This window comes from Asaia sp. BMEF1 (genome assembly GCF_051628905.1).
Taxonomy (GTDB): Bacteria; Pseudomonadota; Alphaproteobacteria; order Acetobacterales; family Acetobacteraceae; genus Asaia.
The window spans coordinates 1,196,610-1,220,905 of the sequence record NZ_CP157575.1 but is presented as its reverse complement, the minus strand read 5'-3'; the positions used below and the strand labels follow the sequence as shown (position 1 = coordinate 1,220,905).

Below are 24,296 nucleotides of genomic sequence, written 5' to 3'. Positions count from 1 at the left end.
CTGCAGAGGAAAATCAGGCTGATGAATGCGACCGAACGAGGAATACGTGAGCAGTTTTCGTTCTGGAGGGCGCTGACCAAGCCGCAATCCAGCCCGCAAAAGGGCGAGATGCACGCCATTATCGGGTGCGGCACTTCCGTTCATATCGCTGACAGCGTCGCCTGCGCCCTGAACGAGGCCGGTTTTCTGGCACGCGCTGTGCCGGGCAATGAATGGACGCGTCGTGCCTCCTCCTACGTGCCTGCTGGCATGAAAACCCAGCTTGTCGCCCTGTCTCGCAGTGGGGAATCGACCGAGACGGTTGCCGCCGCCGCCGCCGGACTTGAGGCTGGTCACGCGGTCCTCGGTATTACCTGCGCTGCGGGTAGCGCATTGACACAGGTGTCTTCCGAGGTGTTCGAGGCGGAAACCCATCCCGAGGAAGGTATTGTGATGACGGCATCGGCCAGTCTGATGCTCATGGCCGGGCTGCGTTATGCCGGGCTCTCCATCGGTCCGGCCAGCATCTCAGCCGCAGAGGCTCTGCTCGAAGAGGCGGATACACATCTTGTGGCTCTGCTGCGCGGGCGCTCGCATTTCGTGTTTCTGGGCGGCGGCACGCTTTACGGCGTCGCGCGCGAAGGGGCACTGAAAATGCAGGAGATGAGCCTGAGCCAGAGTGAGGCGCATCACCCGCTCGAATATCGTCACGGGCCGATCAGTCTGATCGATGAACGTTCCTTCGTCGTCATGCTGTACCATCCCGACACGCGTGAGGAAGAAGCCCTCGTCGCGCGCGATGTGATGGAGAAAGGCGCTGTCGTACTCGGGCTCGGCGGCCCCGGTACGGTCTCGTTGACGGTCGAGGGCGATCATGGGGCCGAACCTCTGATCTGTCTGCCCGTGCTGCAACTGCTCGGTGAATATGTTGCCCGCGCCCATGGCCTCGACACGCTGGCCCCCCGTCACCTTACGAAAGTCGTCACGCTCAAGGGTTGATCGGCAACTCTCGCAGCGGGGGCGGGTTGGAGAGGATCGAAAAATCGTCTTTCCTCTTCGTGGAGCAGCGTGATGCGCCCCCCTGTCGCCTATGATGACTCACTCGAAAAGCTCCGTTCCGACGAAGAGGCGGTCAAGTCAGGGCTTCGAAAGAGCTTCCGCAAGATCATCACCGCCACTCGTCGCGATCTCGGTCATGCTTCCCGAGGGGTTCACGCCAAAAGCCACGCGCTGCTCGAAGGCACGCTGCATGTGAGATCCGGCTTGCCGCCGGAACTGGCTCAGGGACTTTTTTCCCACCCCGGCGCCTATCGCATCACGGCCCGTCTTTCAGCCATACCGGGCGATCCGCTGCGCGATGCCGTATCGGGGCCGCGTGGCTTCGCCCTCAAGATCCATGACGTCCCCGGCGATCTGCTTGACGATACGCACGGTGTCGCAGTGCAGGATTTTCTGTTCGCAAATGGCACGGCTTTCGGTGCCCCCGATGCAGGCGTCTTTCTGAAAATGCTGCGGCTGCTCGCCCTGACGACCGACCGGGCAGAGGGCGCCAAGGCGCTACTGTCACGCTGCCTGCGTTCCGTGCAGCGCGGCCTTGGGCGTGTAGCCCGGCGCAGCGCGGCACTGGATGCGTTGGGGGGCTTCGAGCCGACCCACCCTTTGGGCGATCGCTTTCACTCACAGGTTCCCTGTCGCTACGGCGATTACGTCGCGAAATTCGATCTCGTTCCAGAATCGGAGAGCTTTCGTCGTCTGACGGGAAGGCATATCGATATCGATCACGATCCCATTGCGATCCGGCGCGCTGTCGGGCGTGTCCTGGCCCAGGAGGGAGGGAGCATGAGCCTGCGCGTCCAGCTTTGCCGCGATCTTGCCACCCAGCCCGTAGAGAACGCCCAGATTGCCTGGAGTGAGGAGACAAGCCCCTTTCAATGCGTTGCCAGCGTGGATTTTCCGCCGCAGCGCGGATGGAGCGAGGAGAAGTCGCGTCAGATCGATGACAGCCTGTCTTTCTCCCCCTGGCACGGTCTGGTGGCGCATCGCCCCTTGGGCAACATCATGCGGGCGCGTCGTGTCGCTTATCCCTTTTCGGCAAAACTACGCGCGGGTTTGAATGGCTGCCCGATGCGCTTTCTGCCGGAAAGGGGCGTTTCCGAAGAATAGCGCGCCGACCGGTCTTTCCGTGCCGGGGGTTTTTGCAGCGCGCGGCATGAAAGTGATGTGCAAACAGAAGACCGGAAAGTATCCAATTTACCATGACAAAACATTTCTTGTGACTGATTGAAAAAGTCGATCATTGTCATCAAAACGTCATATGATTGACTTGTGTGGTCGTTTATAGCAGCGCGCAGTTAGTTCAGATCAGAGCTTTGTCGAACCTATGCACGTGCGCCATTTCACGACCATGCTGCTGCTTTGCGGCGCCACGATTCCCGCTTCGGCTCTGGCAGCCAGCCAGTCGGACGATATTGCGGCCCTTCGCCGGGAAATGCTGGAGATGCGTGCGCAGATGCAGGGCCAGATCACCGATTTGCGACACGAACTGGCGAAAGAGCGCGCATTGCGCCGTAAATCCGAACTGGCGCAGGCGCAGCCCGGTCAAGGCGCTACGGGAGGTGTCGCAGTCAGGAGTCATCCCTCCCGTCACGCTGCCCCTCTACCGACCCACGCAGCACCAGCCGAGCCCACGACTGCCCTGGCGAGCACCCGACCGTCACCTGTGGCGACATCTGCGGCTGACGCGGCGCTATCTCAGCCGCGCTCTGTGTCCACCACGTCGGGGCCGGTTCAACTGGCGTCAGCCTCGATGAAGGGCGAAGGCACGCCTTCCAACCCCCAGGTCGCCTATGACACGCATCTTATCCCGCCGCCCGATCACGGTCTGAACATGTCTCTGGCCGATTTCCGTCGCGCCACGCGCACGGCAGAGACCGTCGATATTGGCGGGATACGGATCGGCTTTCCCGCAGGGCGCCCCACCATCGCGTCGAGTGACGGGCTCTATGCCTTCTCGGTCGGTCTCGTGATGCATCTCGATATTGGCGGTTTTCCGTCTTCGGGCGGGGCGGCGCAGGGGCAGACGGGACGTTTCCCGAAAATGAACGAAAATGCCCGTCGCCTGCGTCTGCCGCTGACGTGGCGCTATGGCAATCTTCTCGCCAATCTGACGCCCGAATGGGGGCGCACAGTCGACGGTACGGCAGGGCTTTATGAGGCAAATATTGTCTATAGCGGCATTCACAACTCGCAGTTTACCGTTGGTTATTATCAGCCGCGTGTTACCATGCAGGACTCCGAGTCCTCCAACGGCTTCATTCTCATGGAGCGTGCGTCAATTTCCGAAGTGGTGCGTCAGATCGCTGCGGGCGATACGAGGCTGAGTGTGGGCGGGCGCACGCACCAGAAACGCTGGTATCTCGGTGCCTATCTGACGGGCCAGACCTATGGCGACCGGACAACCGACCCGACCGTATCCGACAGTCAGATGGGCGGGCTTCTGCGTGTTGCGGGGCGGCCTGTCGCGACTGCGAATGTGGATCTTCATCTGGGCATGTCATCGACCATGTCTTTCAAGCGCAACCAGACGGCGCAGGGGCGCCTGCTGTCTATCAGCGACCGCCCCGAAATCCGTCTGACCAATGAGCGTCTGGTGTCGAGCGGTACGATTGCCGATGTCGGTAAGGTCTGGGCCGTTGGGCCGGAAATAGCCCTACGTTACGACAAGGCCGTGCTTCAGGCGGAATATTATCATATCGGGGTGGACCGAAATGCCGATGCCCGTCGCAAGGGCCCGGCACCCAATCTTGGCTTCGATGGCTATTACGTGGCTGGCAGCTATACGCTGTTCGGCCAGCCACGCCGCTACAGCCCCAAAGACGCAGCATTTTCCGCACCGGCACCGAGAGAGGATGTCGATTTCTGGAACAACCAGTGGGGCGCGCTCGAACTGGTCGGACGCTGGAGCGTCATGGATTTCAACAGCGACATCATCAAGGACATGCCCGCCTCGGTCACGGGAGGCGTGCGCGGAGGCGTACAGACCGTCTGGGCGGGTGGGCTGAACTGGTATATCAACCGCCATTTCCGCATTCAGCTGCAATACAGCCATATCAATGCTACGCGCTCCCAGACGGTGGGCAGCGTCAATACCAAGGGCCGCTCGATCAATGCGCTGGGCAGCCGCATTCAGGCGGCTTTCTGAGCCCGGTCGTTGCGGGGGAGGGCTCCCCGCAAAGGGTCTTCAGCGCGACGCGAGGCTGGCGGTGATCTTGTCGGACAGTTGCTCGAAAAGCTTCTGCAACAAGGCAGTTTTTGCCGCGTCATCGACAACGCTGCCCTGAACGCTGACAGCGGCACGGCCCTGTTGTGGCGGACTGGCTTCGTCGCTCGGCAATTCAGTCCAGGAGGCGATCAGCGTCGCCTGCCCCTGCTGGAGCAGGTCCATACGTTCGATGGTGATGCCGAGGCGTGACTCAGGCGTGTCGATCGGCGGATAGGCGGTGATCATGCGTTGGGGCAAATCCTGCGACAGTCGCGCCACGATCAGATCGGTCGCCGATTGCGACAGGCGGCTGGCCCAGCGCCCATTACTGCTGCGGATGAGGCGATTGCCGTCGCGCACCAGAATATCCTGCGTATCGAGATAATCGGGCAGTGATACGCGTGGCACGTAGGTAACCGGCGCGTTCTTCTGCGCGAGCGTGACATCGCTGGCGGTCGGGGCAATCGTATAAAACTGGACGGGCGCTGAAGCGCAGCCTGAGAGCAGCCCGAGAGCGAGGACGGAGAGAAGGGGGCGCAAGCTCATTGGCGGCGTCCTGTCAGCAGAAGTTGCGGGTTGCGCTCGACGTCGTTGGCGAAGCCGCGCAGCGCGGCGGCGGCGGCGGCGATATCGCGCAGGCTTGAATCCAGATTGGCGCGGTCGATGGAGCGCGGTGAGGTGATGCCCTGCAGATTGGCTATGGTTTTATTGGCAGTCGCCATGGTGTCGCGGCTGGTCTGAAGCAGCGCATGCAATTCCTGACCTCGGGCCGAAAGCTGGTCACTGCCTGTCATGGCGAGATGGTCGACGCTCTGTAGCGTGCGCAGCAATTGCGGCTGCAAGGTCGTCAGCATCTCATGGGCAGCATCGACCGTGGCGCGGCTATGATCCGAAGTCTCCTGCAAACTGTTGGCCAGCGCAGGAAGGCGCTGGTCGAGTGTCTCGGCGAGGTGATGGATGACAGCAAGGGTTGCCGCGGCATCGTCGCTGATCTGACGCAAGGGTAGATGTGTCAGCGTGTTTGTCATGGCCTGGATCGAGGATTGTCGTGTCGGAATTTCGACTTCGCTGGTCAGTTGCGGGTGCAGGACGGCGGGCGTGCCGGGTGAGACGTCGAGATCGATCTGCGACGTGCCGGTCACGAAGCTCTTGAGGTTGATCTCGCCACGCAATCCGTGCGCCACCAGTTCGCCCAGCCCGGGGACATGGCCATGCTTTTCTCCGGCAACGAGAATATCGTTCTGGCGGATCGTGACATAGACCGGGATGAACGCTTCACGCGTTTTAGGATCGTATTCGATGGCGATGCGATCGACTGCGCCGACCTGAACGCCCCGGAAATTGACCGGCGCTCCAACGGTCAGGCCGTTTGTCGAGCCGCGAAAAATCAGGACAGCCCGCTCTGTATGGGTGAAGGGATGAAAATTACCGAAGAAGACGAAGGCACTGACCATAAGGGCCATCCCTCCGAGAACGAACGCACCGACGAGCGCCTGTCTGTTCATGATGCGTTTCCTTCTTCGTTGCGTTGTCTGTTCATGAAGGCATGAACCTGAGGGTCGGTGCAGTTGTCGCGCAAGTCGCGCGGCGAGCCGAAAGCGATGGGGCGCTTCGAGATGGCATCGAGAAAAATCCCGTCATCGGCGATGCTGAACAGGCTGGGCAGTTCATGGCTTACGATTACGATGGTCGCGCCGAGCCCGTCACGCAGATTGAGGATCAGATCGTCCAGTCTGGCCGATGTGATCGGGTCGAGCCCCGCTGAAGGCTCGTCGAAAAACAATATGTCAGGGTCGAGCGCCAGCGCGCGGGCCAGCCCCGCCCGCTTGCGCATGCCACCGCTGATCTCGGCCGGGGTGAGGTCGATTGCTTCGAGCAGTCCGACCAGAGCCAGTTTAAGCTCGACCAGACGCCTGATGGCGCGTGGGCCGAGATCGGTGAACATTTGCAGAGGCAGGGCGACATTCTCGCCAACGGTCATCGAGCTCCATAGCGCACCGCTCTGAAACAGCACGCCGAAGCGATGATTGATTTCGGTACGCTGTGCATCGCTGCCCGCCCAGTAATCCTGCGAGCCGACATGAAAACGGCCTGTCGTGGGGCTCAGCAGGCCGATCATGCTCTTGAGAAGGGTCGACTTGCCGCAACCCGACCCGCCCATGACGGCGAAGATACTGCCACGTTTGACCGAGAGGGTGATGTCGGACTGGATCACTTTCGGGCCGAAAGCCAGGGTGACATCCTGCAGGGTCATGATGGAATCCTGCGCCATGGCTCAGATCCCCACGCTATTGGCAATGATGGCAAAAACCGCATCGAGGGCGATCACCCCCACGATGCCGATCACGACGGCATGGGTTGCCGCAATGCCGACATCGGCGGCAGAGCGCCCGGCCTTGAGGCCGATACGGCAGCTCGTCAGCCCGATAAAGGCGCCGAAGACAATGCTCTTGATAAAGCCGAAGATAAACTGTCCGATACCGAAGGCGATGATCGTCTGATGGAAATAGCCGAGGCTCGTGATGTCCAGCATCGAAATGGCCACGATATAGCCGCCGAGCATACCGATCAGACACCCATAGAGATAAAGAAAGGGCATGGTGAACACGAGCGACAGAACCGCTGGCAGAATGAGGTAGGATGAGACCGATATGCCGAATACTTTCAGCGCGTCGATTTCCTCATTGCCTTGCATGGTCGAGATGCGCGCCGCATAGGCGCCACCTGTCCGGCCTGCCATGATGATGGCGGTCATGACTGCCGCCATCTCACGCACGGTCGCAATGCCGACAAGGCTTGCCACATAAATGCCCGCAGCGAATTTCTGCAACTGTACGGCGCCGACGAAGGCCAGAATGGCCCCGACCAGAAAATTGACAACGCCGACGATCACGAGCGCGGACGGCCCGGCATTAAAGAGATCGCTCACCAGATCGCTGCGTCGGAGACCGGCCTTGCCGAAAAGCGAGCGATAGGCGGCAAGCGCCGTACGTCCGGCGAGCCCGGAGACAGTGCCGATCTCCGCCAGTATGGCAATGGATTTGACGCCGACGGATTCGAGAAACGGGAGTTTTTTGGCACGTGCGGGCAGAACTGGTGCCGCATTGTCTGGCAGCAAATCGAGTAATTGCTGCATGGGATGCGGCAGCGAGGCGACATCGAAAACCCTGCCAGCATTGTCGCAGCTGCGCCGCACATCCCAGAGAAAAGCGATAAGCCCGGTATCCCAGCCGGACACATCCTGCGTGTCGCAGGTCAGAACCGTGCCGATGCCAGCGACATCGCCCGAAAACTCGGGAAGCGCGGCATCATGGCTCAGCCAGACGCCGGAGAGAACGAGGCAGGACCCGCCTCCTCTCGCTTCCACGCGCCATTTCGGCGGCGTGTCAGAGGCCACGGCGCCATGGGGGGCTGAGGTCTCTGTCAGGGCCATGATGAAGTCTTTGCGAGTGCTACAGTCATGCTGCTGTATTCTGATCACATGCGCCCGGTCTGGCAAGGAAGAGGCCCCTGCAACCGGCGCAATTAGGTCAGGCTTTGATCGCTCGTGCTCAAGATGTGATCGGAATGGAGCCCGGTAAAAGCCTTTTGCACCCGTTTATTGTCGAGTTTTTCGGGCGGTAGCGGTCAGTTCTGCTCTGGTCTCAATGCGCTTCCAGATAGAACTCGACCGGCACTGTCAGGGTGAGCGTTGCCCCCTCGATCGTCTCGGGTGGCTCAGGCAGGGGCTCGGCCCGACGCACCAGAGCGAGCGTCTCCTCATCGAGAAGCGCATAACCGGTGGGGCGCACAAGAGATGCGGCCAGGACATGGCCTTTGCGATCCATGGTAAAGCGTAGCATCGGTGTGCCTTCCTGATGCTCTGCCTGAGCCTGAGCCGGATAGCGCTTGAACCGTTCCAGACGGGCCAGAAGCTTGCCCTGCCAGCTTTCCTTAGCCTGAGACGCCTCGCGTGAGGACGGTGCCCCCTTGGCATTCGTCGCCGATACAGTCGAGGGGGGCGAATCCGAAGGCGGAGGTGCCGTATCGGCGGCCGATTGCGTCGGCACTGGCGGCGGCAAATGCTTGGGCACGGGCGGAGAGGGCGCGACCTTGCGGTGCGGCGCGACCTTGATCTTCTGCGGGACCGGCACGGGCGGCAGTGGCGCCGGGGAAGGGGGTGCCATCACCTCAGGCGGCTTCTCCGGCGCCGGGGGCTCAGGTGTCGCGATCTGTGGCGGTCCAGGCGGGCGTTGTTGCGGTGGCGCCGGCACGCTGGCGGGTTCTGGCGCGAGATCGATCGCAATAGCTGCTGGTGGCGGTGAGAAAGGCGGCGGGGAGCTGGCTGGAATCATGGCCACCAGACCGAGAGCAAGCCCAGCCACCAAGGCGATGGATGCTGCCGAATAGCCTCCGCAACGGCGTCGAAGGGCGGCCTCGCGTTGCAGATGCATCTGATAGGCCTGCCGGAATGGCATGATCCCCGTCTCACCTGTCGCCGTAAGGGCAGGTGAGACGGGGCTTGCGGGCAGGGAGGGGCGCAGGTCGCGAGCCGTCACGGTTCGTCGCCCTCCTCCTGGCCTTGCAGATTGACTAGGGCGACCTTGAGGAAGCCGGATTTGCGCAAAAGGTCCATGGCCTTCATGAGCGTCTCGTAATCGACGGTCTTGTCGGCGCGCAGAAAAATGCGCTCATCCTTGTGGCCGTTTGTCAGGGCCAGAAGTCTGGCGGGTAAATCGTCATTGCTGATATCGTCCTCGCCCAGAGCGAGGCTGTGATCGGCCTTGACGGTCACGAAAATGGGGTTGGCCGGGCGCGGGGCGGGTTTCTGTGTCGAGGAAGGCAGATCGACCGGCACATTCACGGTGCTGAGCGGTGCCGTCACCATGAAAATGACGAGCAGCACAAGCATGACGTCGATCAACGGTGTGACGTTCAGCTCATGGGCATCAAGCGCGGTGTCATCCGCATGGCGCATACGCAGGGCCATGGTTAGCGTCCGGCCTGCTCGGCACGCGGCGTAGCAAAACGCAGCACCTGCGCCCCATGGCTCTGGACATGGAGCCGGCTCAGATCGCGAGACACGAGGCGCAGAATGAGCGCCGTCAGATCCCCCACCTGAGCTTTGCAGCCGAGGCACTGGCGGGAGAGATAGTTATAGATGACAACGGCTGGAATGGCCGCGACGAGTCCGAGCGCTGTCGCCAGAAGGGCTTCGGCGATGCCCGGTGCCACCACGGCGAGGCTGGTGGCCTTGGTTGCCGCAATGCCGGTAAAGGAGGTCATGATACCCCAGACCGTGCCGAACAGACCGATGAACGGCGCTGTAGCCCCGATGGTGGCCAGAATGCCCGTGCCGCGCATCAGGCGTCGGCCCTCGGCTGATTCCAGACGTTCGAGATGCAGCATGATGCGCTCTTTCAGTCCCTCGCGGTCCTCGAGCACATCGGCTGAGCGCGTCCACTCATTCGAGGCCGCACTCAGCAGCGCCTTGACGATGCCGATATCGGGGCAGAGAGCGTGGGCGGCTTCGAGCGAGGCGGCTTCTTCTACCCTGATTTCGGTTCTTGCCAGCGCCGCCCTGACGCGGATCATCTCGACGACTTTTGCCGCAAAAACCGCCCAGCTGATCACGCAGGCAACGATCAGAAGTATCATAACGCAGCGCACGACAAGACCGGCACCGAGAAACATTTCCCACGGCGTGAAGGGAAGTGAGGCGAGATCGCCAACGGGCGTAGCCATGGGGCTCTCCTGTTTTTCTGGTGCGGCAACCCGAAAGCGGGCGCATCCTGTTCTTGTTACGGGGTGTAACCGTGCGGTCCTGATGTGTTAATCAGATTCATTCTCAATTACAAGAACTCGATTTCGTAAGGAGAGCACCCATGCTGGTTCATATTCCCAATGTCCTGACCGCAGACGAACTGCGCTATTGCCGCGAGACGCTCGAGCAGGCGGCCTGGCTCGACGGCAAGGTGACGGCAGGGCAGCAATCGGCCAAAGCGAAGAACAATCTGCAGGTGCCGCAGGACTCGGCAGAATCTCGTGAGCTGGGCGAGATCGTTCTGCGCGCGCTCGGACGCAACCCGACATTCAACAGTGCGGCGCTACCCTTGCGTGTCTTTCCGCCGCTTTTCAATCGTTATGATATCGGTATGAAATTCGGGGCGCATGTCGATAATGCGATCCGCCCGATCCCCGAGAGCGGTTTTCGCATTCGCACCGATGTCTCCTCGACGCTCTTCATTACCGGCCCCGACGAATATGACGGCGGCGAACTGGTCATTCAGGATACTTACGGTGAGCAACGGGTAAAACTGCCCGCAGGCGATATGGTTGTCTATCCCTCGACCAGCCTGCACAGTGTGAGCGAAGTGACACGGGGCAGCCGCTGGGCCTCTTTCTTCTGGAGCCAGTCCATGGTGCGTGACGACACGAAACGTGCGCTGCTTTACGATTTCGACCGCTCGATCATCGAAACACGCAAGACCCTGCCTGACGATCATCCCGGCGTTCTGGGGCTAACCTCGACCTATCATAATCTTCTGCGCCAATGGGCCGAATTGTGACGTCTCCCCGGCGCACATTCCAGGCTGGCACGGTGCACGGGCTTGGCTTTATGTCGTAGCTCCGACCTTTAGATCACAAAGTGCCTGCCATGTCTGTTCGCTCCTCCGGCATCCGGCTGCGGTACGGCCTCGTTGCCCTGCCGTTTTGCGCGGTGCTTTTGCCCATGCCGTTCCTCTATGTGTCGCCGTTTCGCATTCTGGGGGTGCCGATAGCTCTGTTCTGGCTTTTTGCCTGCCTGCCTCTGACGACTCTGTGTCTCGCTTTGGCTGCGTCCTGCGCCCCAGCTGATGCCGATCGATGAGGGTCGGGGCCTTTCTCGTCGTTCTGGCGCTTGCCTTCGGTTTGTCTCTTGTCGCGGGACGCGGGACGTCCGGTAAAGATCCGAAAGCCTTTTTCGCGGCGCGCGGCCAGTTCGGGGCCATGTTGTTCTTTCTGCTTTCGGTAGGCGAGACCTATTCGATCGGTTCTGTCCTCGGCTTTCCGGGGGGGATTGCTGCCAGCGCGTCTGTTGAGGTCGCGCTATGGTTCATGGGCTATATCCTGCTGGCTTTTCCTGTGGGCATGCTCCTCTATCCCAGGCTTTGGCAGGTCGGGCAGCATTATGGCGCCATTACCCTGCCCGATCTTCTGGGTGGATATTTCGACAGTCGTCTCCTGGCCCGCGTGACTGGCTGCGTGCTCGTGATACTGATGCTGCCGCTCGGCACGATGCAGTTTATCGGGCTCAATGCCGTTTTTGCCGCTCTGGCTTTGCCAATCTCCCCGCTTGTTCTGTCTGTGTCCGCCGCGGTACTGGCATTTCTGTTTGTCGCGAGCGCGGGGCTGCGTGGGGCGGCGTGGACTGCGGCGCTGAAAGACACGTTGATCCTGATCGCGATCTTCAGCGTCGCCATCATCGCTCTTTTGCACTGGCGGCAGGGGGAGGCCCTGCCGCTTGCCGTGGCGCTCGGTGGGGCCGGGCCGCACCCGGTATCGTCATGCACCTTCATTATCAGCACGATTCTGACGCAGGCTATCGGCTTCTGTATCGCACCGCAGACCGCCGCTGCGGTTTTCTCTGCGCGTAATCCCGAAACAATCCGGCGCGCCCAGATATGGATGCCGCTTTACATGGTGTTATTTCCGCTACTCGCGGTCGTGGCATTTTACGGGCTGACTCATCCTTTAGCCTCGGCGCGTCCCGACAGGGTGTTTCTTTCCGTAGCGTTCTCCCTGCTTCCGTCCTGGGCGGCCGGTCTGGTTGCCGGAGCTGTGGCACTCACGGCGCTCGTCTGGCTCGGGGCGGTCTGTCTGAGTCTTGCTGCAATCGTAACCCGCTCGATCGTTCCGAATGTACCGGCTGCTGCGCAAAAGCGCGTTGGGCTTGCGGTGATCCTGGCTTATCTCATCCTCTCGGTGGTGAGCGCCGCCACACAGACGACCCTGATCGTGACGATGAACCGCCTTTTTTATGTCGGGCTGGTGCAGCTCCTGCCTGCTGTTCTGCTTTGTGTGTCAGGGTGTCGCCTTTCACCCCTCCGCGTGCTGACCGGGCTCGTCACTGGCCTGATTGCGGGTTCAGGGCTGTTTTTCGGGCAGGTGAATACGGGCGGTATCGGCCCCGCATTGCCGGCTCTCGCGATCAATCTCATTGTTCTGTTTCAGGGAGGAATGCCTGGGCGTAACGCTCGCTCAGGACCAGGCGTGTCCCTGGGGGAGGCTGTGCCTGGAGAGGGGACGAAGTGAGGTCGTGTCGAAACCGGCGCTCTCCGAGACGCTCTGGGGAAGGTGAATCGCCGCCGCCAGAATCGAGCCGGATAGCGGGCCGATGCGGCAAAGCATATCACTGCGCAACGTAACCCATAAGGCTGTAAGGCCTGGCAAAAAACGCAGGGATCAGGATTCTGTTTGAAAACAGAGCAGCCAGCCGTCCCTATGACAGGCGAACCGGCGGCCTTGCGCAAGTCACGCGTCGCTGGCTCTAGGCAGTTCGGTTCTGATGAGAGTCGTATGTCCCATCCAGGCATCGTTTTGTCGCAGTGATAGAGAGTTCATGGAGAGACTTTCGGTGTGATGATTGCATAGAATTGCGCTTGTGACCGGGCCCGATTCGGAAGGTCTGATTCTGAGGTCATTATATAATATAGAATAGAAATAAAATATCAAATTCGGATAACTGCGATACTATTGCGAAGTGGCAAGATTATATATATTTTATGATGCCATATATTATATTACAAATATATCGTTATCTCTTATTGATATTAGATATTTTCTTGAAGTTTTTCTGGCCGTCCACGAAAAGCCTGACTTGTCACGAATTGCCGTAACGACGAAATCTGCGTGACATAAAATATAACATTTGTTCAGTTCGTGCACAGAGTGATTACACGCTTCTTAAATGCGGACTCTCTACGGGATATTATCGTAAGTCTCTGTTAAGAACGATTTTATATGCGAAATACGGCTGGGATTGGGCAGGGTGGAAGAAACCAAACCATAAAAACCCCACATATTAAGTCACGAATATAACTCTCGTTAGTGTGATTTTACGCAGAATGGCTGTTACGGTTAAGACGATTGGGCACACAGGGTGTTTTCCCGGCATTCAGTATGGGGCCCATTATGGATCGTTCTCTCGTTTACGCAGCGCATACCGGTCATGGCGATGGCGCTTCGTCCCAGTCTCCCGCATCGCGTCCTAAGCTGGACCGTATCTTCAACGACCCCGATGGCGTGGTTGAAGACGGCGTGCGCGGCGCGCTTCTCGCCCATCCCGATATCATCGTCGAGACGGCCAATCCGCGTGTCGTCAAGCGCGCCAAGACCACGGGCCGTCGCAAGGTCGGTGTGATCACGGGTGGCGGTTCAGGCCATGAGCCCGCCTTTCTGGGTTACGTAGGCACGGGCCTGCTCGACTCAGTCGCGATCGGCGAGATCTTTTCCTCGCCTACGGCGGTGAGCTTCCTCGACGCTATGAAGGAAGCCGATATGGGTGCAGGCGTTGCCTGCCTCTTCGGCAACTACGCTGGCGATACGATGAATGTTCGCATGGCAGCGCGCGATGCGCAGCAGGCCGGCATCAAGGTCGAGACGGTTGTCGCAACCGATGACGTGGCGTCTGCCCCGGCCAGTGAAGCCGAGCGCCGTCGTGGCGTTGCCGGTGAAATCCTGATGTGGAAAGCCGCCGGTGCCCGTGCCGAAGAGGGCGGCTCGCTGGATGAGGTGATTGCCGCGGCTCGCAAGGCCATTGCCAATACCCGGTCTATCGGTGTCGGCCTCACGCCCTGCACCATCGTCGCAAACGGTCATCCGAATTTCGCCATCGAACTCGGCACGATGGAAGTCGGCATCGGGCATCATGGCGAGCCAGGCGTGTCGGTTCAGGAGCTTGGCCGCTCGCGCGACATCGCCAAGCTGATGCTCGAGCACATCCTGCCGGACCTGCCCTTCACCAAGGGCGATCGCGTGACGGTGCTGCTCTCGGGTCTGGGCGCCACCCCCATCATCGAACTCTATGTGCTTTACGCCGATGTGGCCGATCTCCTGAAGGAGAAGGGCATCGAAGTGGCGCATCGCTTCGTCGGCAATCTCTTTACGTCGCTCGAAATGAAGGGCGCCACGCTGACCGTCATGAAGACCGATGAGGAACTGGACCGCCTTATGGGTGCGCCGGCTGAATCCATCGGTCTGGTGCGCGTCGGCGCGGGTGCTGCCGCCGCTCCAGCCGCCGAGGCCCCTGCGGCCCCTGCGGCCAAGGCCGATCCGGTCGAGGCTCTGGTCAAGACGCAGACGGGTGAGAAATACGTACCCAAGAGCGGCGTGCCTGTTTCCGAGACCACGAAGGTCATTCCGGCTCTGGTCGATGCCATCGTCAAGGCGCGCGACTGGCTGAGCGAGATCGACGGCAAGATCGGCGATGGCGATCACGGCATCAACATGGCCAAAGGCTTTGCCCGCTGCGGCGAGGCTCTGGGCGCCAATCCGCCGGTCATGGAAAAGGGTCTCGATGCTCTGTCCGACTCCCTGATGGCCGGCATCGGCGGCTCGATGGGCCCGCTTTACGGACGCTTCTTCGAAGGCATGGCGATCCCGCTGCGCAATGTCGAATTCCTTGACGGTAAGCTGTTCGCCCAGATGCTTGACGGGGCGCTCGCGGGTATCAATAGCCTCGGTAATGCCCGCGTGGGTGACAAGACCCTTGTCGATACGCTGCAACCCTCCGTCGAAGCGTTTCACAAGGCTCTGGATGACGGCAAGTCGTTCGAACAGGCCCTGATTGCGATGTCGGTAGCGGCAGAGCGCGGTCGTGACTCTACCATTGATCTGGTGGCCCGTATCGGCCGCGCCAGCCGTCTGGGTGAACGGTCACGCGGCGTGCTCGATGCCGGTGCCACCTCCTGCTGCCTCATCCTTCAGACCATTGCGAAAGAACTTGAGGCCCCGGCGCGCAAGCACAACGCCTGATCAGCCTCATTTCTGAAAGACCCAAGACCATGAACAAAATCGTCACCCCCGATCTGGGCGCCCTGCAGAAAGAAGCAGTCAGCGTTACTCTGCCGACCAAGATGAATGCGGTTGTCGCCTACGAGCCTGGCGATTATCGCTGGGAAGAGGTGGATGTGCCCCGCGCTGGCCCCGACGACATCATCATTGAGGTCGAAGCGGTTGGTATCTGTGCAGGCGATATCAAGTGCTTCCTAGGTGCACCGTCCTTCTGGGGCGACAAGGAGCAGCCGCGCTACGTCAAGCCGCCGATGATCCCGGGTCATGAATTCGTCGGTCGTGCCGTCGAGATTGGCGAGAACCTGCGCAGCCAGTACAAGATCGGTGATCGCCTGATCAGCGAGCAGATCGTTCCCTGCGACGATTGCCGCTACTGCAAAGGCGGTCAGTACTGGATGTGTGAACGTCACGACCTGTACGGCTTCCAGAACAACACCAACGGCGCGATGGCGAAGTATATGCGCTTCCCCAAGACGTCGCGCACCCATCGTGTTCCTGAGAACATGCCGCTCGATGCTGCTGCCCTGATCGAGCCCTATGCCTGCTCCGTTCATGCTGTGAACCGCGCCAATATTCAGTTGGATGATGTGGTGGTTCTCGCCGGTGCCGGTACGCTGGGTCTGGGCATGGTGGGCGCTGCTCGCCTGAAGAACCCCAGCAAGCTGATCGTGCTCGACACCAAGCAGGACCGTCTGGATCTGGCCAAGAAATTCGGTGCGGATATCGTGATGAACCCGCTCGAAGAAGACGTGGTGGCCAAGGTCAAGGAACTGACCGGCGGTTACGGCTGCGATGTCTATATCGAAGCAACAGGTCACCCCTCCAGCGTCCGTCAGGGCCTGCACATGATCCGCAAGCTTGGCCGTTTCGTTGAGTTCAGCGTGTTCGGTGATGAAGTGACCTGTGACTGGTCGATCATTTCCGACCGCAAGGAGCTGGATGTTCTTGGCTCGCATCTCGGCCCGTACTGCTACCCCTTTACCATCGCTGCCATTGCCGATGGTCGTCTGCCGGTCGAGGGCGTGGTGACCCACACCTTGCCGCTGGATCAGTGGAAGGAAGGCTTCGATCTGATGAAGAAGGGCGACAAGTCCATCAAGACGGTTCTGATCCCGTAAGATCGGCCCTCTTGCAGGTCAGGAAGGCGGCTCCGAAAGGGGCCGCCTTTTTTCGTTCAGATCGAAAGCGTGCCTCTGATATTGTGGATAACGGCCCCGCCGATCCAGATTGTGCCGCCTTCGCGCTCGACGATGATGCGGCCATTGCGTCCGAGCGCAGAACCCTGACACGCGATGTAGCGTGACGGGGCTACGTTCTTTCCATAAGCCACTGGGCGATGGCGGTGTTAAGACTGCCTGTCACGGGGTCTTCATAATCGTGCCAGCCCCCGGCAAAGGCACGCAATTCGAACTGTGCCTCGCTGCCTTCGGAACAGGCACTTACCATACCGTATTTTGCCCCACCAATGCTCTGACAGCTCGGTCTGATGTCACGCACGCTCTGCTGGTCGCGCAGATGCAGAACCCGCCAACCGGGGCAGTGATCCCCTCAAGCGGCATCGAGCAATTCATTTGATGTCAGATTGAGCGCGGCGAGGGCCTAGGCATATGCCGCCACACTCAGCGCGCCTCGTGCACTTTTAACTGCACGAGACCGACACCGCATTTCACCACAATCATACCGCCATGCGCGTTGCGGGGCAGCGCAGCTTAGACCGAGGCCGTGCTGCGCGTGGGATGTTCGGAAAAAGGCAGCTTTTTCGACCGAGTGAAGATGCGCACACGATAGGAGGCTTCCGGCGTTTTTGGACATGGCAGGGAGGTCGTTTCGCTCAGATTCGTTCAATTGGCGATGCGCGCCATCATGGCGTCGCTCAGAGGGTCGGCGCCGGTGACGACGGGAAAGGGGGCGCCGATGAACGGTTCTGGTCGAGGATCTCGACCTGCCCGAATGCGCGTTCAGGCGTCATGCTCACTCCCGCTTTATGGTGAATATTCTTATATCGTAACGGACAAAGCATTGCAGGGGCATTGGGCGCCGAAAAATGCCACAAACCACCGCGATAGCCTCTTGCACGCCATCGCTCGAGAGGGAGCCAGCCCGATGACACGTAATGCCCGTATCAAGCTGCCGCTTGCCCGGCTGTCTCTGCTCGCGGTTGTTCTCGCTCCTGTGCCCGCGGCTCACGCTGCGGCGGGCAAGGTGCTGACGGGTCTATCGGCCCTGCGTGAGCGAGGCGTGGCCGTTCATGTGCAGAACACCAACGAGATGCAGGCAATGTTGAACGACCCAACGCCGTCGCATGAAAAGGGCGTTGGCAATGTAGGTATCGTGACCTACGGCAACGATATCGACTGGGAGCGTCTGGCCGGACTGTCCGGCGTCTCGACGCATATCGTGCTTGCGAGCGGTTATGGTGCGCCGACGAGCCGCAAATTCGGCGATCATCTGACCCCAAGCCAGGCGACCTATGGTGGGGTCGGCAACGTCGTGATCCATCTCGTATCGGCCTATATTGAGCGGTCGATGTTCTATGACCATCTCAATGCGGCAGTAGGGCGCATGACCTTCCTGTCCGATTTCTCCGCCAATCCGCTCTACTGCAATTTCATGAATGCCGCTTTCTGCGGCAATCCAAGAGCGGCGAGCGATAATACGGCCCATGCGGCGTTTCCCACGGCAACTTGGGGCGCACGGTTCAGGGTGCAGATCAGTGAGGCGCTTCAGCTTCAGTCGGGAGTCTATTTCACGCAGGCAGCGTCGCAATATGCGCTGTCGCAAATGCGAAGTGGCTTCAAGTTCAATGGTGCGACCATCGATGGAGAAGCCATTCCGCTTGAACTCGCCTGGGCGCCACATGCGGGTAAGGGGGGTACGCTTCCGGGACATTACAAGCTTGGCGCTGTTTACGATACGGCGCCTCATACCAGCCTGTTCGAAGACCATGATGGTGAGATACTTGGTCTGACGGGTGCGCCTGCACGTGTCGTCGATGGATCGTGGTCAGCGTGGGTTCTGGCCGATCAGCAGCTATTTCGCTTTGCGGGGCGTGGCCCCGATGCGGGCCTGACGATACTGGCGAGCGCGTACTGGAATAACCCGCGCACGGCGCTCAGGGCGGCGCAATATTCCGTCGGTATAATGGTCCGCGGGCTGATACGTCAGCGCCCGCAGGACATGCTCGCCCTCAACATGGCCTATACCCGCATTGCCCATCACGTCACTCGCGCGCAGCGGCGCCAGGCGGCACAGCAGAAGCCCAGCAGTGCCTCGACGCCTCTGGTTCAACAAGACGCGCTGATTATCGAAGCGTTGTACCAGATCCATCTGATGCGCGGCATCACGGTGGCGCCAGATCTGCAATATTACGTCCACCCGAACGCGCAGCGTAACTTGCGCAATCAATGGATGCTTGGGGTCAAGACCCAGATCGAATTCATTTGAACGCAACCAAATTTGCCTCTGAGACGTGCTGTTGCGTGACGCAAAAGGCACACTCCAGGTCCGAGTTAAGAAAGATTTTAAGAATCGTTTGCATCTTCTCGTAACGTGACGGTAACACCGCCGGCGAAGACGCGCCCGAGCGTTATTATGTAATAGTTTGTCATTTTCCATCTCTGAAAAGGGATATTCGAATGATGACAAAATATTTCAAAGTTGTGGGGTGGCGATCTTCGGATTTGAAACCGGAAAAGTGGTGAAATCTATGCCAGAAGATTACGGATGCCGTTCTGACTATCAGACATCTCGTGAAGACATACTGTCGTCATCTCGTGAAGTGGCGAGAAATCAGAAACGTCTTCTTCTTCTGGCACTGACGGCGGGGGTCGGTCTTTGCGGTGCTGAAGAGGCAGAAGCGCAGGAAAAGAGCTCAAGTGACGCGAAGACGACTGAAAGCTCGGCCATGCAGCTGCCTGCTGTGAAAGTGCGCGGTGCGACACCGGTCAACACCATGAACACCAACACCACGTCGCTGGATATTGGTCGCATGCCGGCTACTGTGCGCGAAACGCCGCAGACGATCAGCGTCGTGCCCAAGCAGCTCATCGAAGAGCAGCGCGTCTTTACCCTCGATCAGGCGCTGGCGAACGTGCCCGGCATCACCATGTCTGCCGGTGAGGGAAATGGTGGCATGAGCGGTGACCAGTTCCGTATCCGTGGCCAGCAGGCACGTGGCGATATTTACGAAGACGGTCTGCGCGATTTCGGCAATTACGTCCGTGACGTCTACAACACCGAGAGCGTCGAGGTCGTCAAAGGCCCCTCCGGTCAGTATTTCGGTGCGGGCAATGTGGGCGGCGTGATCAACCAGACGCTCAAAAAGGCCCATCTGGGCAAGTCGTTCGGTGCCGATCAGTCTTTCGGGAGCGGCATGCAGTATCGCGGCTCCGCCGATGCGAACTACGAGATCAACTCCCGCACCGCCCTGCGTGTGAACGGCATGTACAACCAGCAGATGGTGGCCGACCGCAACAACGTGCGCACCGATCGCTACGGCGCTGCGGCCGATCTCGGCGTCGGACTCGGCACGAAGAATACCTGGCATCTGAATTATCAGTGGCTCGGCAGCCGCGGCCGTCCCGATTACGGCGTGCCGATGATCCAGACAGGCACGACCTTCCGCCCGATCACAGAGCGCGGTCTGGCACGTGACACCAATTACTCGCGCAATTTCGACCGCGACAGCGGCAATGTGCATATGGTGACGTCGAAATTCTCGTCGCAGATTGCGAAATGGCTCACCTTGTCGAATGACACGCGCTATTCGCATTATACGCGAGATTTTGCGGCGACGAACCCCGCAGCCTGCTCCGGCGCGTGTGCGACGGCGTTTCTTGCAGGAAAGAACCCGGCTCTGACCTATGGCGCCGGTGGTGGCATGGCCTATGAGCAGGCAGGCTGGGGCGTGCAGAACGTCACGATGGGCCACTCCAAGTTCAAAACGGCCTTCCTGCATCATGATGTGCGCGCCGGTGTTGATATCAACTATACCAAAGACGATCGCGTCTATGGCACCTATATCAACCGGACCAATAATCAGCTGATCCGTACCCCGCAATTTGAGTATCCTGGTACTCAGATCACCTATCCGTCTTCGGGTGGGCGCACATCCGATTTTCGCGATCTCGGCCTGTTCCTTGCCGACAAGATCAACCTGACCAAGCAGGTTTCGGTCTATGGCACGGTGCGCTGGGATAGCTACCGCGCGACCTATTGGAGCGCTGCGGCTGCCGCTCAGGGGCTGCAGAAGCAAAGCTCGAACAAGTTCAGCCCTTCTGCCAGCCTGATGTATGAGCCCTTCGAAAACGCGACATTCTACTTCACCTTTGCGCAGTCTTATAAGCCAGTCGGTACGGATGTGTCGTCCCTGACAGCGAGCTCGACCGGTATCAGTGATGTTGCGACGAACGGGCGTGACCTCAAGCCTCAGCGCAGCGATCTGTATGAGCTCGGCGGCAAGGCCGACTTCCTGAACAAGAAGCTGGGCGTCACGGCGGCAATCTTTCAGATCGAGCAGAACAACTCCTTCACTTTGGATGATTCGGGACAGATCATCACAGGCTTCTCGGACGCAGGGTCAGGCCGACGGACGCGTGGTCTGGAAGTGAGCGCGACCGGCAAGATCACGAATGACTGGGAGATCTATACGTCATACGCTTATATGGGCGGAAAGGTGACGCATAGCGCTGCCTATCGTAACAACAAGGCGCCCCAGCTTCCTGCCAATAGCCTGTCGGTCTGGAGCACCTATAACCTCTCCCGCCTCGTGCTCAAGCCTACACAGGGCAAGCTCTCGGCTGGCGGTGGCGTGCAGTATTCCTCAGGTTACTGGGCCAACGAGGCCAATACGGCTCGCATGCCTGATAATGTGTCGCTCAATGCCATGCTCTCATATGACTACGAGCGCTATCATGTGCAGTTCAACGCAAACAACCTGACCAACCATCTCAACTATGCGTCTGCCTTCTCGGCATCCCGCGCCGTGCCGCTTTCGGGCCGCACCTTCCTCGGGTCGATCGGGCTGCGCTTCTGAGGCACGGGGCACGGCTCGATAAGGGCCCCTGCATGGCACGAGAGGGGAAAAAGGCTCCCCTCTCGTGCCTCTTTCTACTGTCCAGCCTGTCTCCGCGGCTAAAGCCAGGTACCTGAGCCACGCGAGACTTGTGGAGTGCTCTTCCGATGCCGATGCCTGCCGCTGTGCCTGCACTCGATGAACGCCTCCAGGCGGAGCTTTATCTGGCACAATGGCATCTCGACCGTGGTGCCGTTCACGAGGCCTATCGCCTGTTCGTGCAGGCGGCCCAGTCACGTCACCCGACGGCCCTCAACATGCTCGGTCGCGCTTATGAGCAGGGCTGGGGTGTGGTGCGTGATGTCGTCTTGGCACGCAGCCTGTTCGAGGCAGCTGCGGATGGAGGCGAGGGTTGGGCTTTCTACAACCTTGCCGATCTCTACTTGTTGGGTGACGGCGTGACGCGCGACAAGGCGCAGGCCTACATTTATTACGTCGAGGCAGCACGTCGTGGGGTCAGCAAGGCGTTCAATATGCTCGGCCTGCTTCACGAAGAAGGTTATGGCGCGGTTGCGGCCAGCTACGATTATGCCTGCCATTATTTCGAGGCTGGAAGCGCCTGCGGTGATGAGGCCGCTAGAACTAACCTTGCCAGAATGAAGCAGTAAGCCCCACGACACATCATGTAAGCAGTTGAGCCGTAACTTTCAGAGATCAGAGCCGCAACCGGCGTCGTTTAGTTGACTGACGCTTCCTTGCGTTCACCCATGGCGAAGGCTTTCAGGATGGATTCCGCGAGAAGCTTGGCAGCTTTAGGCGTCAATCGAAGATGGGCGGTTGGGGCAATGACAATCTCATTACCATGAGGACGCTCTGCTGCGAGTGTCACCGTGATGATTCCACCGACATGCCCATAGACGGGCACGTTATCAGCGAAGATGATCGGTGCGGATTCGGCGTTAAGCGATGCAATGCCCTGTGCAATCTGGTGCAGGATCTTGTCTGAATTATTGTCTGCCATTTGCAGAATGCCTCTGGATATTTGAGAAATACGGCCTGAACGAGCCGGAAATGTTACAACAGAAAGAGGCTCACAATTTTTGCGACCGCGGGACGGGTTTTCGAAGATTAATCGCAACCTCGCCTTATGTGCATACGTGACGTGTCCGCTATCCCACAAGGCCAAGTTTGAAGAATATCCATAATGTGAGCATTATGGATCTGTCATGTGTTTATCCAACAAGGCTCTGGGGCCTGTCGTCAAATGATCATGCAGGAGCCAGTGGTGATCGGGGCGTGGGTGTCGCCGCTGAACAGGATTGCCGATTTCTCCGAAAGAATATTGTCCAGAGTGAGATCCGCACGCAATTTTCCGCTTGGGGTGCGGATGACGTATCCCTTACGTATGGCGTAGTAGCCGAAACGCGTGATCCTGAGGCGTTTTAGTGTCTCGAAAAGTACAGCTCTCAGATGCTGCGCATCCGGAGCTTCCTCGCATTCGATAATCAGGGTGGGAAGGTCGCGCTCGGGCAGGGAAGGTGGCACAACCAGGCACAGGGCGCTATCCAGCGCTTGGCTTAACGAGAGCGCGATGTCGTTCGTGTAGAATGTAAGCCCGTCGTGGATGAATTTTTCGCTCATTCGGCCGACATGGAACAAATCGCCCTGATGGATGAAACCGAAATCCTGCGTTCTCAGATAACGGATTCCGTCGATCTCCACGAAGCTGAGCGCATTGCGCAACGGGTTGTTGAGATAACCGACACTAACGCTTGGGCTATCGATCCAGATTTCGCCGACAAGACCCTCACTTCGGAAAACAGAGGTTTCGGGGTCGACGATATGCACATGCTGATCCTCATGAGGGGCGCCACAGCTGGACAGGAAGACGGTACTTTCAGCGTCCTCTGTCAGCGTGGCCAGCGCTCGGCCCTCGCTTAGCGCCACACGCTCAAATGCAGCGAGACGCACGCCTTCGCCCTTGACACCGGATGTTACGAGAAGCGCGTTCTCAGCGAGACCGTAGCACGCATAGAAGGATTCTTTCCTGAAGCCGCAGTGATGGAACTTGCTATAAAAACTTTCGAGCGTTTCGGGATTGATGTTTTCTGATCCATTGAAGGCGATCTTCCAGCGCGATAGATCCCACTGCGTGGCAGTCTCCTGCCTGGGCAGGCGCGCGCAGTAGCGATAGGCGAAATCAGGGCCACCGGAAATTGTGGCGCCATAGCGGCTGATCGCGTCGAGCCAGCGCGCCGGGCGCTCGATGAATTTGTCAGGCGACATGAAATAGAAAGGATTTCCTGCCGCCAGAGCAGGGAGAACCGCGCCGACCAATCCCATATCATGGGTGAAAGGTAACCAACTCAATCCTGTATCATCGTCTTGATATTGAAATGAAATGAGCTGGGTGTGAATATTATGGCATATGTTGCGGTGAGAGAGGCACACGCCTTTCGGATCTTCCGTTGAGCCAGAGGTGTACTGCACAAGGGCAAGGCTTTCCGGTGTTGCCGCGACAGGATCGAGGGCATGAGGGGCATGAAGTGCGCTTTCGAGCGGAACCCACTTTATCGGGTGCGAGCGCGCTCCGTCTGGGTAAAAGAGCTGAAGCGTCTCTCTCTTGCCGAGAACGGCATGAGACTGACTATCCTGAAGGATGAACGAAAAACGTTCGCGGGCACCGATTGAGCTGGGATAGACGCCAGAAACCGGGGTATGCCCGGCATAAAGGCACGCGAAAAACGCGACGATGTAATCCAGACCATTTTCAAAAAGTAGAATGACGCGAGAGCCTCGGTCGAGTGTACGGGCGAGATGGCCTGCCGCATGGCCCGCCTGTCGATGCAGCGCCTCGGCGCTGAGTTGTCCGGTGACATTTTCGCCGTCGCCCAGAAAGAGAAATATCGGGTTATCGCCCTTGGTTAGACGTCTGAAATGGAGCAGATCGACCAGGGTCCGTTCTTTCCACGCTTCGACCCCGACAAGTGCTTGTTCTTCTTCGTACAT

General features: G+C 59.3%; 22 protein-coding genes. 11 read left to right on the top strand and 11 right to left on the bottom strand.

Annotated elements, in window-relative coordinates:
• Positions 1–21 precede the first annotated feature (21 nt).
• From ABHV46_RS05255 to ABHV46_RS05245, 3 genes are all read left to right on the top strand, one after another.
• Positions 22–978 (top strand): SIS domain-containing protein, encoded by a 957-nt coding sequence (locus ABHV46_RS05255; protein WP_438383346.1) that lies wholly within the window; start codon positions 22–24, stop codon positions 976–978.
• A gap of 72 nt (positions 979–1,050) precedes the next feature.
• The gene (locus ABHV46_RS05250) at positions 1,051–2,142 is read left to right on the top strand and encodes a catalase family protein (protein WP_438383344.1); all 1,092 of its coding nucleotides are present in this window, start codon (positions 1,051–1,053) and stop codon (positions 2,140–2,142) included.
• 223 nt (positions 2,143–2,365) lie between these two features.
• Entirely contained in the window at positions 2,366–4,180 is a 1,815-nt protein-coding gene (locus tag ABHV46_RS05245; RefSeq protein ID WP_438383341.1) for a porin, read from the top strand.
• 39 nt (positions 4,181–4,219) lie between these two features.
• Here the strand turns inward: ABHV46_RS05245 and ABHV46_RS05240 are convergent, their stop codons facing one another.
• From ABHV46_RS05240 to exbB, 7 genes are all read right to left on the bottom strand, one after another.
• Positions 4,220–4,786 carry a PqiC family protein gene (locus tag ABHV46_RS05240; protein ID WP_438383340.1) on the bottom strand — a complete coding sequence of 189 codons (567 nt, stop codon included), beginning with the start codon at positions 4,784–4,786 and terminating at the stop codon, positions 4,220–4,222.
• Positions 4,783–5,745: an MlaD family protein gene (locus ABHV46_RS05235; RefSeq protein WP_438383336.1), complete on the bottom strand. Its 963-nt coding sequence runs from the start codon at positions 5,743–5,745 to the stop codon at positions 4,783–4,785. Before ABHV46_RS05235 ends, ABHV46_RS05240 begins: the two co-directional genes overlap by 4 nt.
• A complete protein-coding gene (locus ABHV46_RS05230) occupies positions 5,742–6,512 on the bottom strand; it encodes an ABC transporter ATP-binding protein (protein ID WP_438383333.1) in 771 nt (256 codons plus the stop codon). Before ABHV46_RS05230 ends, ABHV46_RS05235 begins: the two co-directional genes overlap by 4 nt.
• Positions 6,513–6,515: 3 nt before the next feature.
• Positions 6,516–7,673, bottom strand: a complete 1,158-nt coding sequence (locus ABHV46_RS05225) for an MlaE family ABC transporter permease (RefSeq protein ID WP_438383330.1) — start codon at positions 7,671–7,673, stop codon at positions 6,516–6,518.
• A 211-nt stretch (positions 7,674–7,884) separates the two neighbouring features.
• Positions 7,885–8,778 carry an energy transducer TonB family protein gene (locus ABHV46_RS05220; RefSeq protein ID WP_336944723.1) on the bottom strand — a complete coding sequence of 298 codons (894 nt, stop codon included), beginning with the start codon at positions 8,776–8,778 and terminating at the stop codon, positions 7,885–7,887.
• On the bottom strand, positions 8,775–9,209 hold the full coding sequence (gene exbD, locus ABHV46_RS05215; RefSeq protein WP_336944724.1) for a TonB system transport protein ExbD: 435 nt from the start codon (positions 9,207–9,209) through the stop codon (positions 8,775–8,777). Before exbD ends, ABHV46_RS05220 begins: the two co-directional genes overlap by 4 nt.
• A gap of 2 nt (positions 9,210–9,211) precedes the next feature.
• Positions 9,212–9,964, bottom strand: coding sequence for a tonB-system energizer ExbB (gene exbB, locus ABHV46_RS05210; RefSeq protein ID WP_336944725.1), 753 nt, complete (start codon positions 9,962–9,964; stop codon positions 9,212–9,214).
• Positions 9,965–10,104: 140 nt separating this feature from the next.
• Here exbB and ABHV46_RS05205 point away from each other — a divergent pair, with 140 nt between their 5' ends.
• From ABHV46_RS05205 to ABHV46_RS05185, 5 genes are all read left to right on the top strand, one after another.
• Positions 10,105–10,788 (top strand): Fe2+-dependent dioxygenase, encoded by a 684-nt coding sequence (locus tag ABHV46_RS05205; RefSeq protein ID WP_438383326.1) that lies wholly within the window; start codon positions 10,105–10,107, stop codon positions 10,786–10,788.
• 89 nt (positions 10,789–10,877) lie between these two features.
• Positions 10,878–11,090: a DUF3311 domain-containing protein gene (locus ABHV46_RS05200; protein ID WP_438383324.1), complete on the top strand. Its 213-nt coding sequence runs from the start codon at positions 10,878–10,880 to the stop codon at positions 11,088–11,090.
• On the top strand, positions 11,087–12,514 hold the full coding sequence (locus ABHV46_RS05195) for a sodium:solute symporter family protein (RefSeq protein WP_438383322.1): 1,428 nt from the start codon (positions 11,087–11,089) through the stop codon (positions 12,512–12,514). The genes ABHV46_RS05200 and ABHV46_RS05195 overlap by 4 nt, the downstream gene beginning before the upstream one ends.
• An 879-nt stretch (positions 12,515–13,393) precedes the next feature.
• On the top strand, positions 13,394–15,235 hold the full coding sequence (dhaL, locus tag ABHV46_RS05190; protein ID WP_438383320.1) for a dihydroxyacetone kinase subunit DhaL: 1,842 nt from the start codon (positions 13,394–13,396) through the stop codon (positions 15,233–15,235).
• Positions 15,236–15,264: 29 nt separating this feature from the next.
• Positions 15,265–16,392, top strand: coding sequence for an MDR/zinc-dependent alcohol dehydrogenase-like family protein (locus tag ABHV46_RS05185; protein ID WP_438383318.1), 1,128 nt, complete (start codon positions 15,265–15,267; stop codon positions 16,390–16,392).
• Positions 16,393–16,448: 56 nt separating this feature from the next.
• Here ABHV46_RS05185 and ABHV46_RS05180 read toward each other — a convergent pair whose 3' ends face one another.
• Both ABHV46_RS05180 and ABHV46_RS05175 read right to left on the bottom strand, forming a co-directional pair.
• On the bottom strand, positions 16,449–16,604 hold the full coding sequence (locus ABHV46_RS05180) for a hypothetical protein (protein ID WP_438383314.1): 156 nt from the start codon (positions 16,602–16,604) through the stop codon (positions 16,449–16,451).
• Positions 16,583–16,771 carry a hypothetical protein gene (locus tag ABHV46_RS05175; RefSeq protein WP_438383311.1) on the bottom strand — a complete coding sequence of 63 codons (189 nt, stop codon included), beginning with the start codon at positions 16,769–16,771 and terminating at the stop codon, positions 16,583–16,585. Before ABHV46_RS05175 ends, ABHV46_RS05180 begins: the two co-directional genes overlap by 22 nt.
• Before the next feature lie 606 nt (positions 16,772–17,377).
• On the opposite strand from ABHV46_RS05175, the gene ABHV46_RS05170 reads away from it, so the two are divergent.
• The 3 genes from ABHV46_RS05170 (at position 17,378) to ABHV46_RS05160 (ending at position 21,955) form a co-directional block, all read left to right on the top strand.
• Positions 17,378–18,718: a carbohydrate porin gene (locus tag ABHV46_RS05170; protein WP_438383309.1), complete on the top strand. Its 1,341-nt coding sequence runs from the start codon at positions 17,378–17,380 to the stop codon at positions 18,716–18,718.
• 262 nt (positions 18,719–18,980) lie between these two features.
• Positions 18,981–21,308, top strand: a complete 2,328-nt coding sequence (locus tag ABHV46_RS05165; protein ID WP_438384266.1) for a TonB-dependent receptor — start codon at positions 18,981–18,983, stop codon at positions 21,306–21,308.
• Positions 21,309–21,454: 146 nt separating this feature from the next.
• On the top strand, positions 21,455–21,955 hold the full coding sequence (locus ABHV46_RS05160) for a tetratricopeptide repeat protein (RefSeq protein WP_438383307.1): 501 nt from the start codon (positions 21,455–21,457) through the stop codon (positions 21,953–21,955).
• Between the two features lie 68 nt (positions 21,956–22,023).
• On the opposite strand, the gene ABHV46_RS05155 is transcribed toward ABHV46_RS05160, so the two are convergent.
• A complete protein-coding gene (locus tag ABHV46_RS05155) occupies positions 22,024–22,308 on the bottom strand; it encodes a hypothetical protein (RefSeq protein ID WP_025823789.1) in 285 nt (94 codons plus the stop codon).
• Positions 22,309–22,547: 239 nt separating this feature from the next.
• Positions 22,548–24,296 carry an AMP-binding protein gene (locus ABHV46_RS05150; protein WP_438383305.1) on the bottom strand — a complete coding sequence of 583 codons (1,749 nt, stop codon included), beginning with the start codon at positions 24,294–24,296 and terminating at the stop codon, positions 22,548–22,550.

Excerpts from the sequence above, each read along its gene's own strand:
- ABHV46_RS05255 (WP_438383346.1), top strand. The coding sequence starts at position 22 with ATGAATGCGACCGAACGAGGAATACGTGAGCAGTTTTCGTTCTGGAGG.
- ABHV46_RS05250 (WP_438383344.1), top strand. The coding sequence starts at position 1,051 with ATGCGCCCCCCTGTCGCCTATGATGACTCACTCGAAAAGCTCCGTTCC.
- ABHV46_RS05240 (WP_438383340.1), bottom strand. The coding sequence starts at position 4,786 with ATGAGCTTGCGCCCCCTTCTCTCCGTCCTCGCTCTCGGGCTGCTCTCA.
- ABHV46_RS05235 (WP_438383336.1), bottom strand. The coding sequence starts at position 5,745 with ATGAACAGACAGGCGCTCGTCGGTGCGTTCGTTCTCGGAGGGATGGCC.
- ABHV46_RS05230 (WP_438383333.1), bottom strand. The coding sequence starts at position 6,512 with ATGGCGCAGGATTCCATCATGACCCTGCAGGATGTCACCCTGGCTTTC.
- ABHV46_RS05225 (WP_438383330.1), bottom strand. The coding sequence starts at position 7,673 with ATGGCCCTGACAGAGACCTCAGCCCCCCATGGCGCCGTGGCCTCTGAC.
- exbD (WP_336944724.1), bottom strand. The coding sequence starts at position 9,209 with ATGGCCCTGCGTATGCGCCATGCGGATGACACCGCGCTTGATGCCCAT.
- exbB (WP_336944725.1), bottom strand. The coding sequence starts at position 9,964 with ATGGCTACGCCCGTTGGCGATCTCGCCTCACTTCCCTTCACGCCGTGG.
- ABHV46_RS05205 (WP_438383326.1), top strand. The coding sequence starts at position 10,105 with ATGCTGGTTCATATTCCCAATGTCCTGACCGCAGACGAACTGCGCTAT.
- ABHV46_RS05200 (WP_438383324.1), top strand. The coding sequence starts at position 10,878 with ATGTCTGTTCGCTCCTCCGGCATCCGGCTGCGGTACGGCCTCGTTGCC.
- ABHV46_RS05195 (WP_438383322.1), top strand. The coding sequence starts at position 11,087 with ATGAGGGTCGGGGCCTTTCTCGTCGTTCTGGCGCTTGCCTTCGGTTTG.
- dhaL (WP_438383320.1), top strand. The coding sequence starts at position 13,394 with ATGGATCGTTCTCTCGTTTACGCAGCGCATACCGGTCATGGCGATGGC.
- ABHV46_RS05185 (WP_438383318.1), top strand. The coding sequence starts at position 15,265 with ATGAACAAAATCGTCACCCCCGATCTGGGCGCCCTGCAGAAAGAAGCA.
- ABHV46_RS05170 (WP_438383309.1), top strand. The coding sequence starts at position 17,378 with ATGACACGTAATGCCCGTATCAAGCTGCCGCTTGCCCGGCTGTCTCTG.
- ABHV46_RS05165 (WP_438384266.1), top strand. The coding sequence starts at position 18,981 with ATGCCAGAAGATTACGGATGCCGTTCTGACTATCAGACATCTCGTGAA.
- ABHV46_RS05160 (WP_438383307.1), top strand. The coding sequence starts at position 21,455 with ATGCCGATGCCTGCCGCTGTGCCTGCACTCGATGAACGCCTCCAGGCG.
- ABHV46_RS05155 (WP_025823789.1), bottom strand. The coding sequence starts at position 22,308 with ATGGCAGACAATAATTCAGACAAGATCCTGCACCAGATTGCACAGGGC.
- ABHV46_RS05150 (WP_438383305.1), bottom strand. The coding sequence starts at position 24,296 with ATGTACGAAGAAGAACAAGCACTTGTCGGGGTCGAAGCGTGGAAAGAA.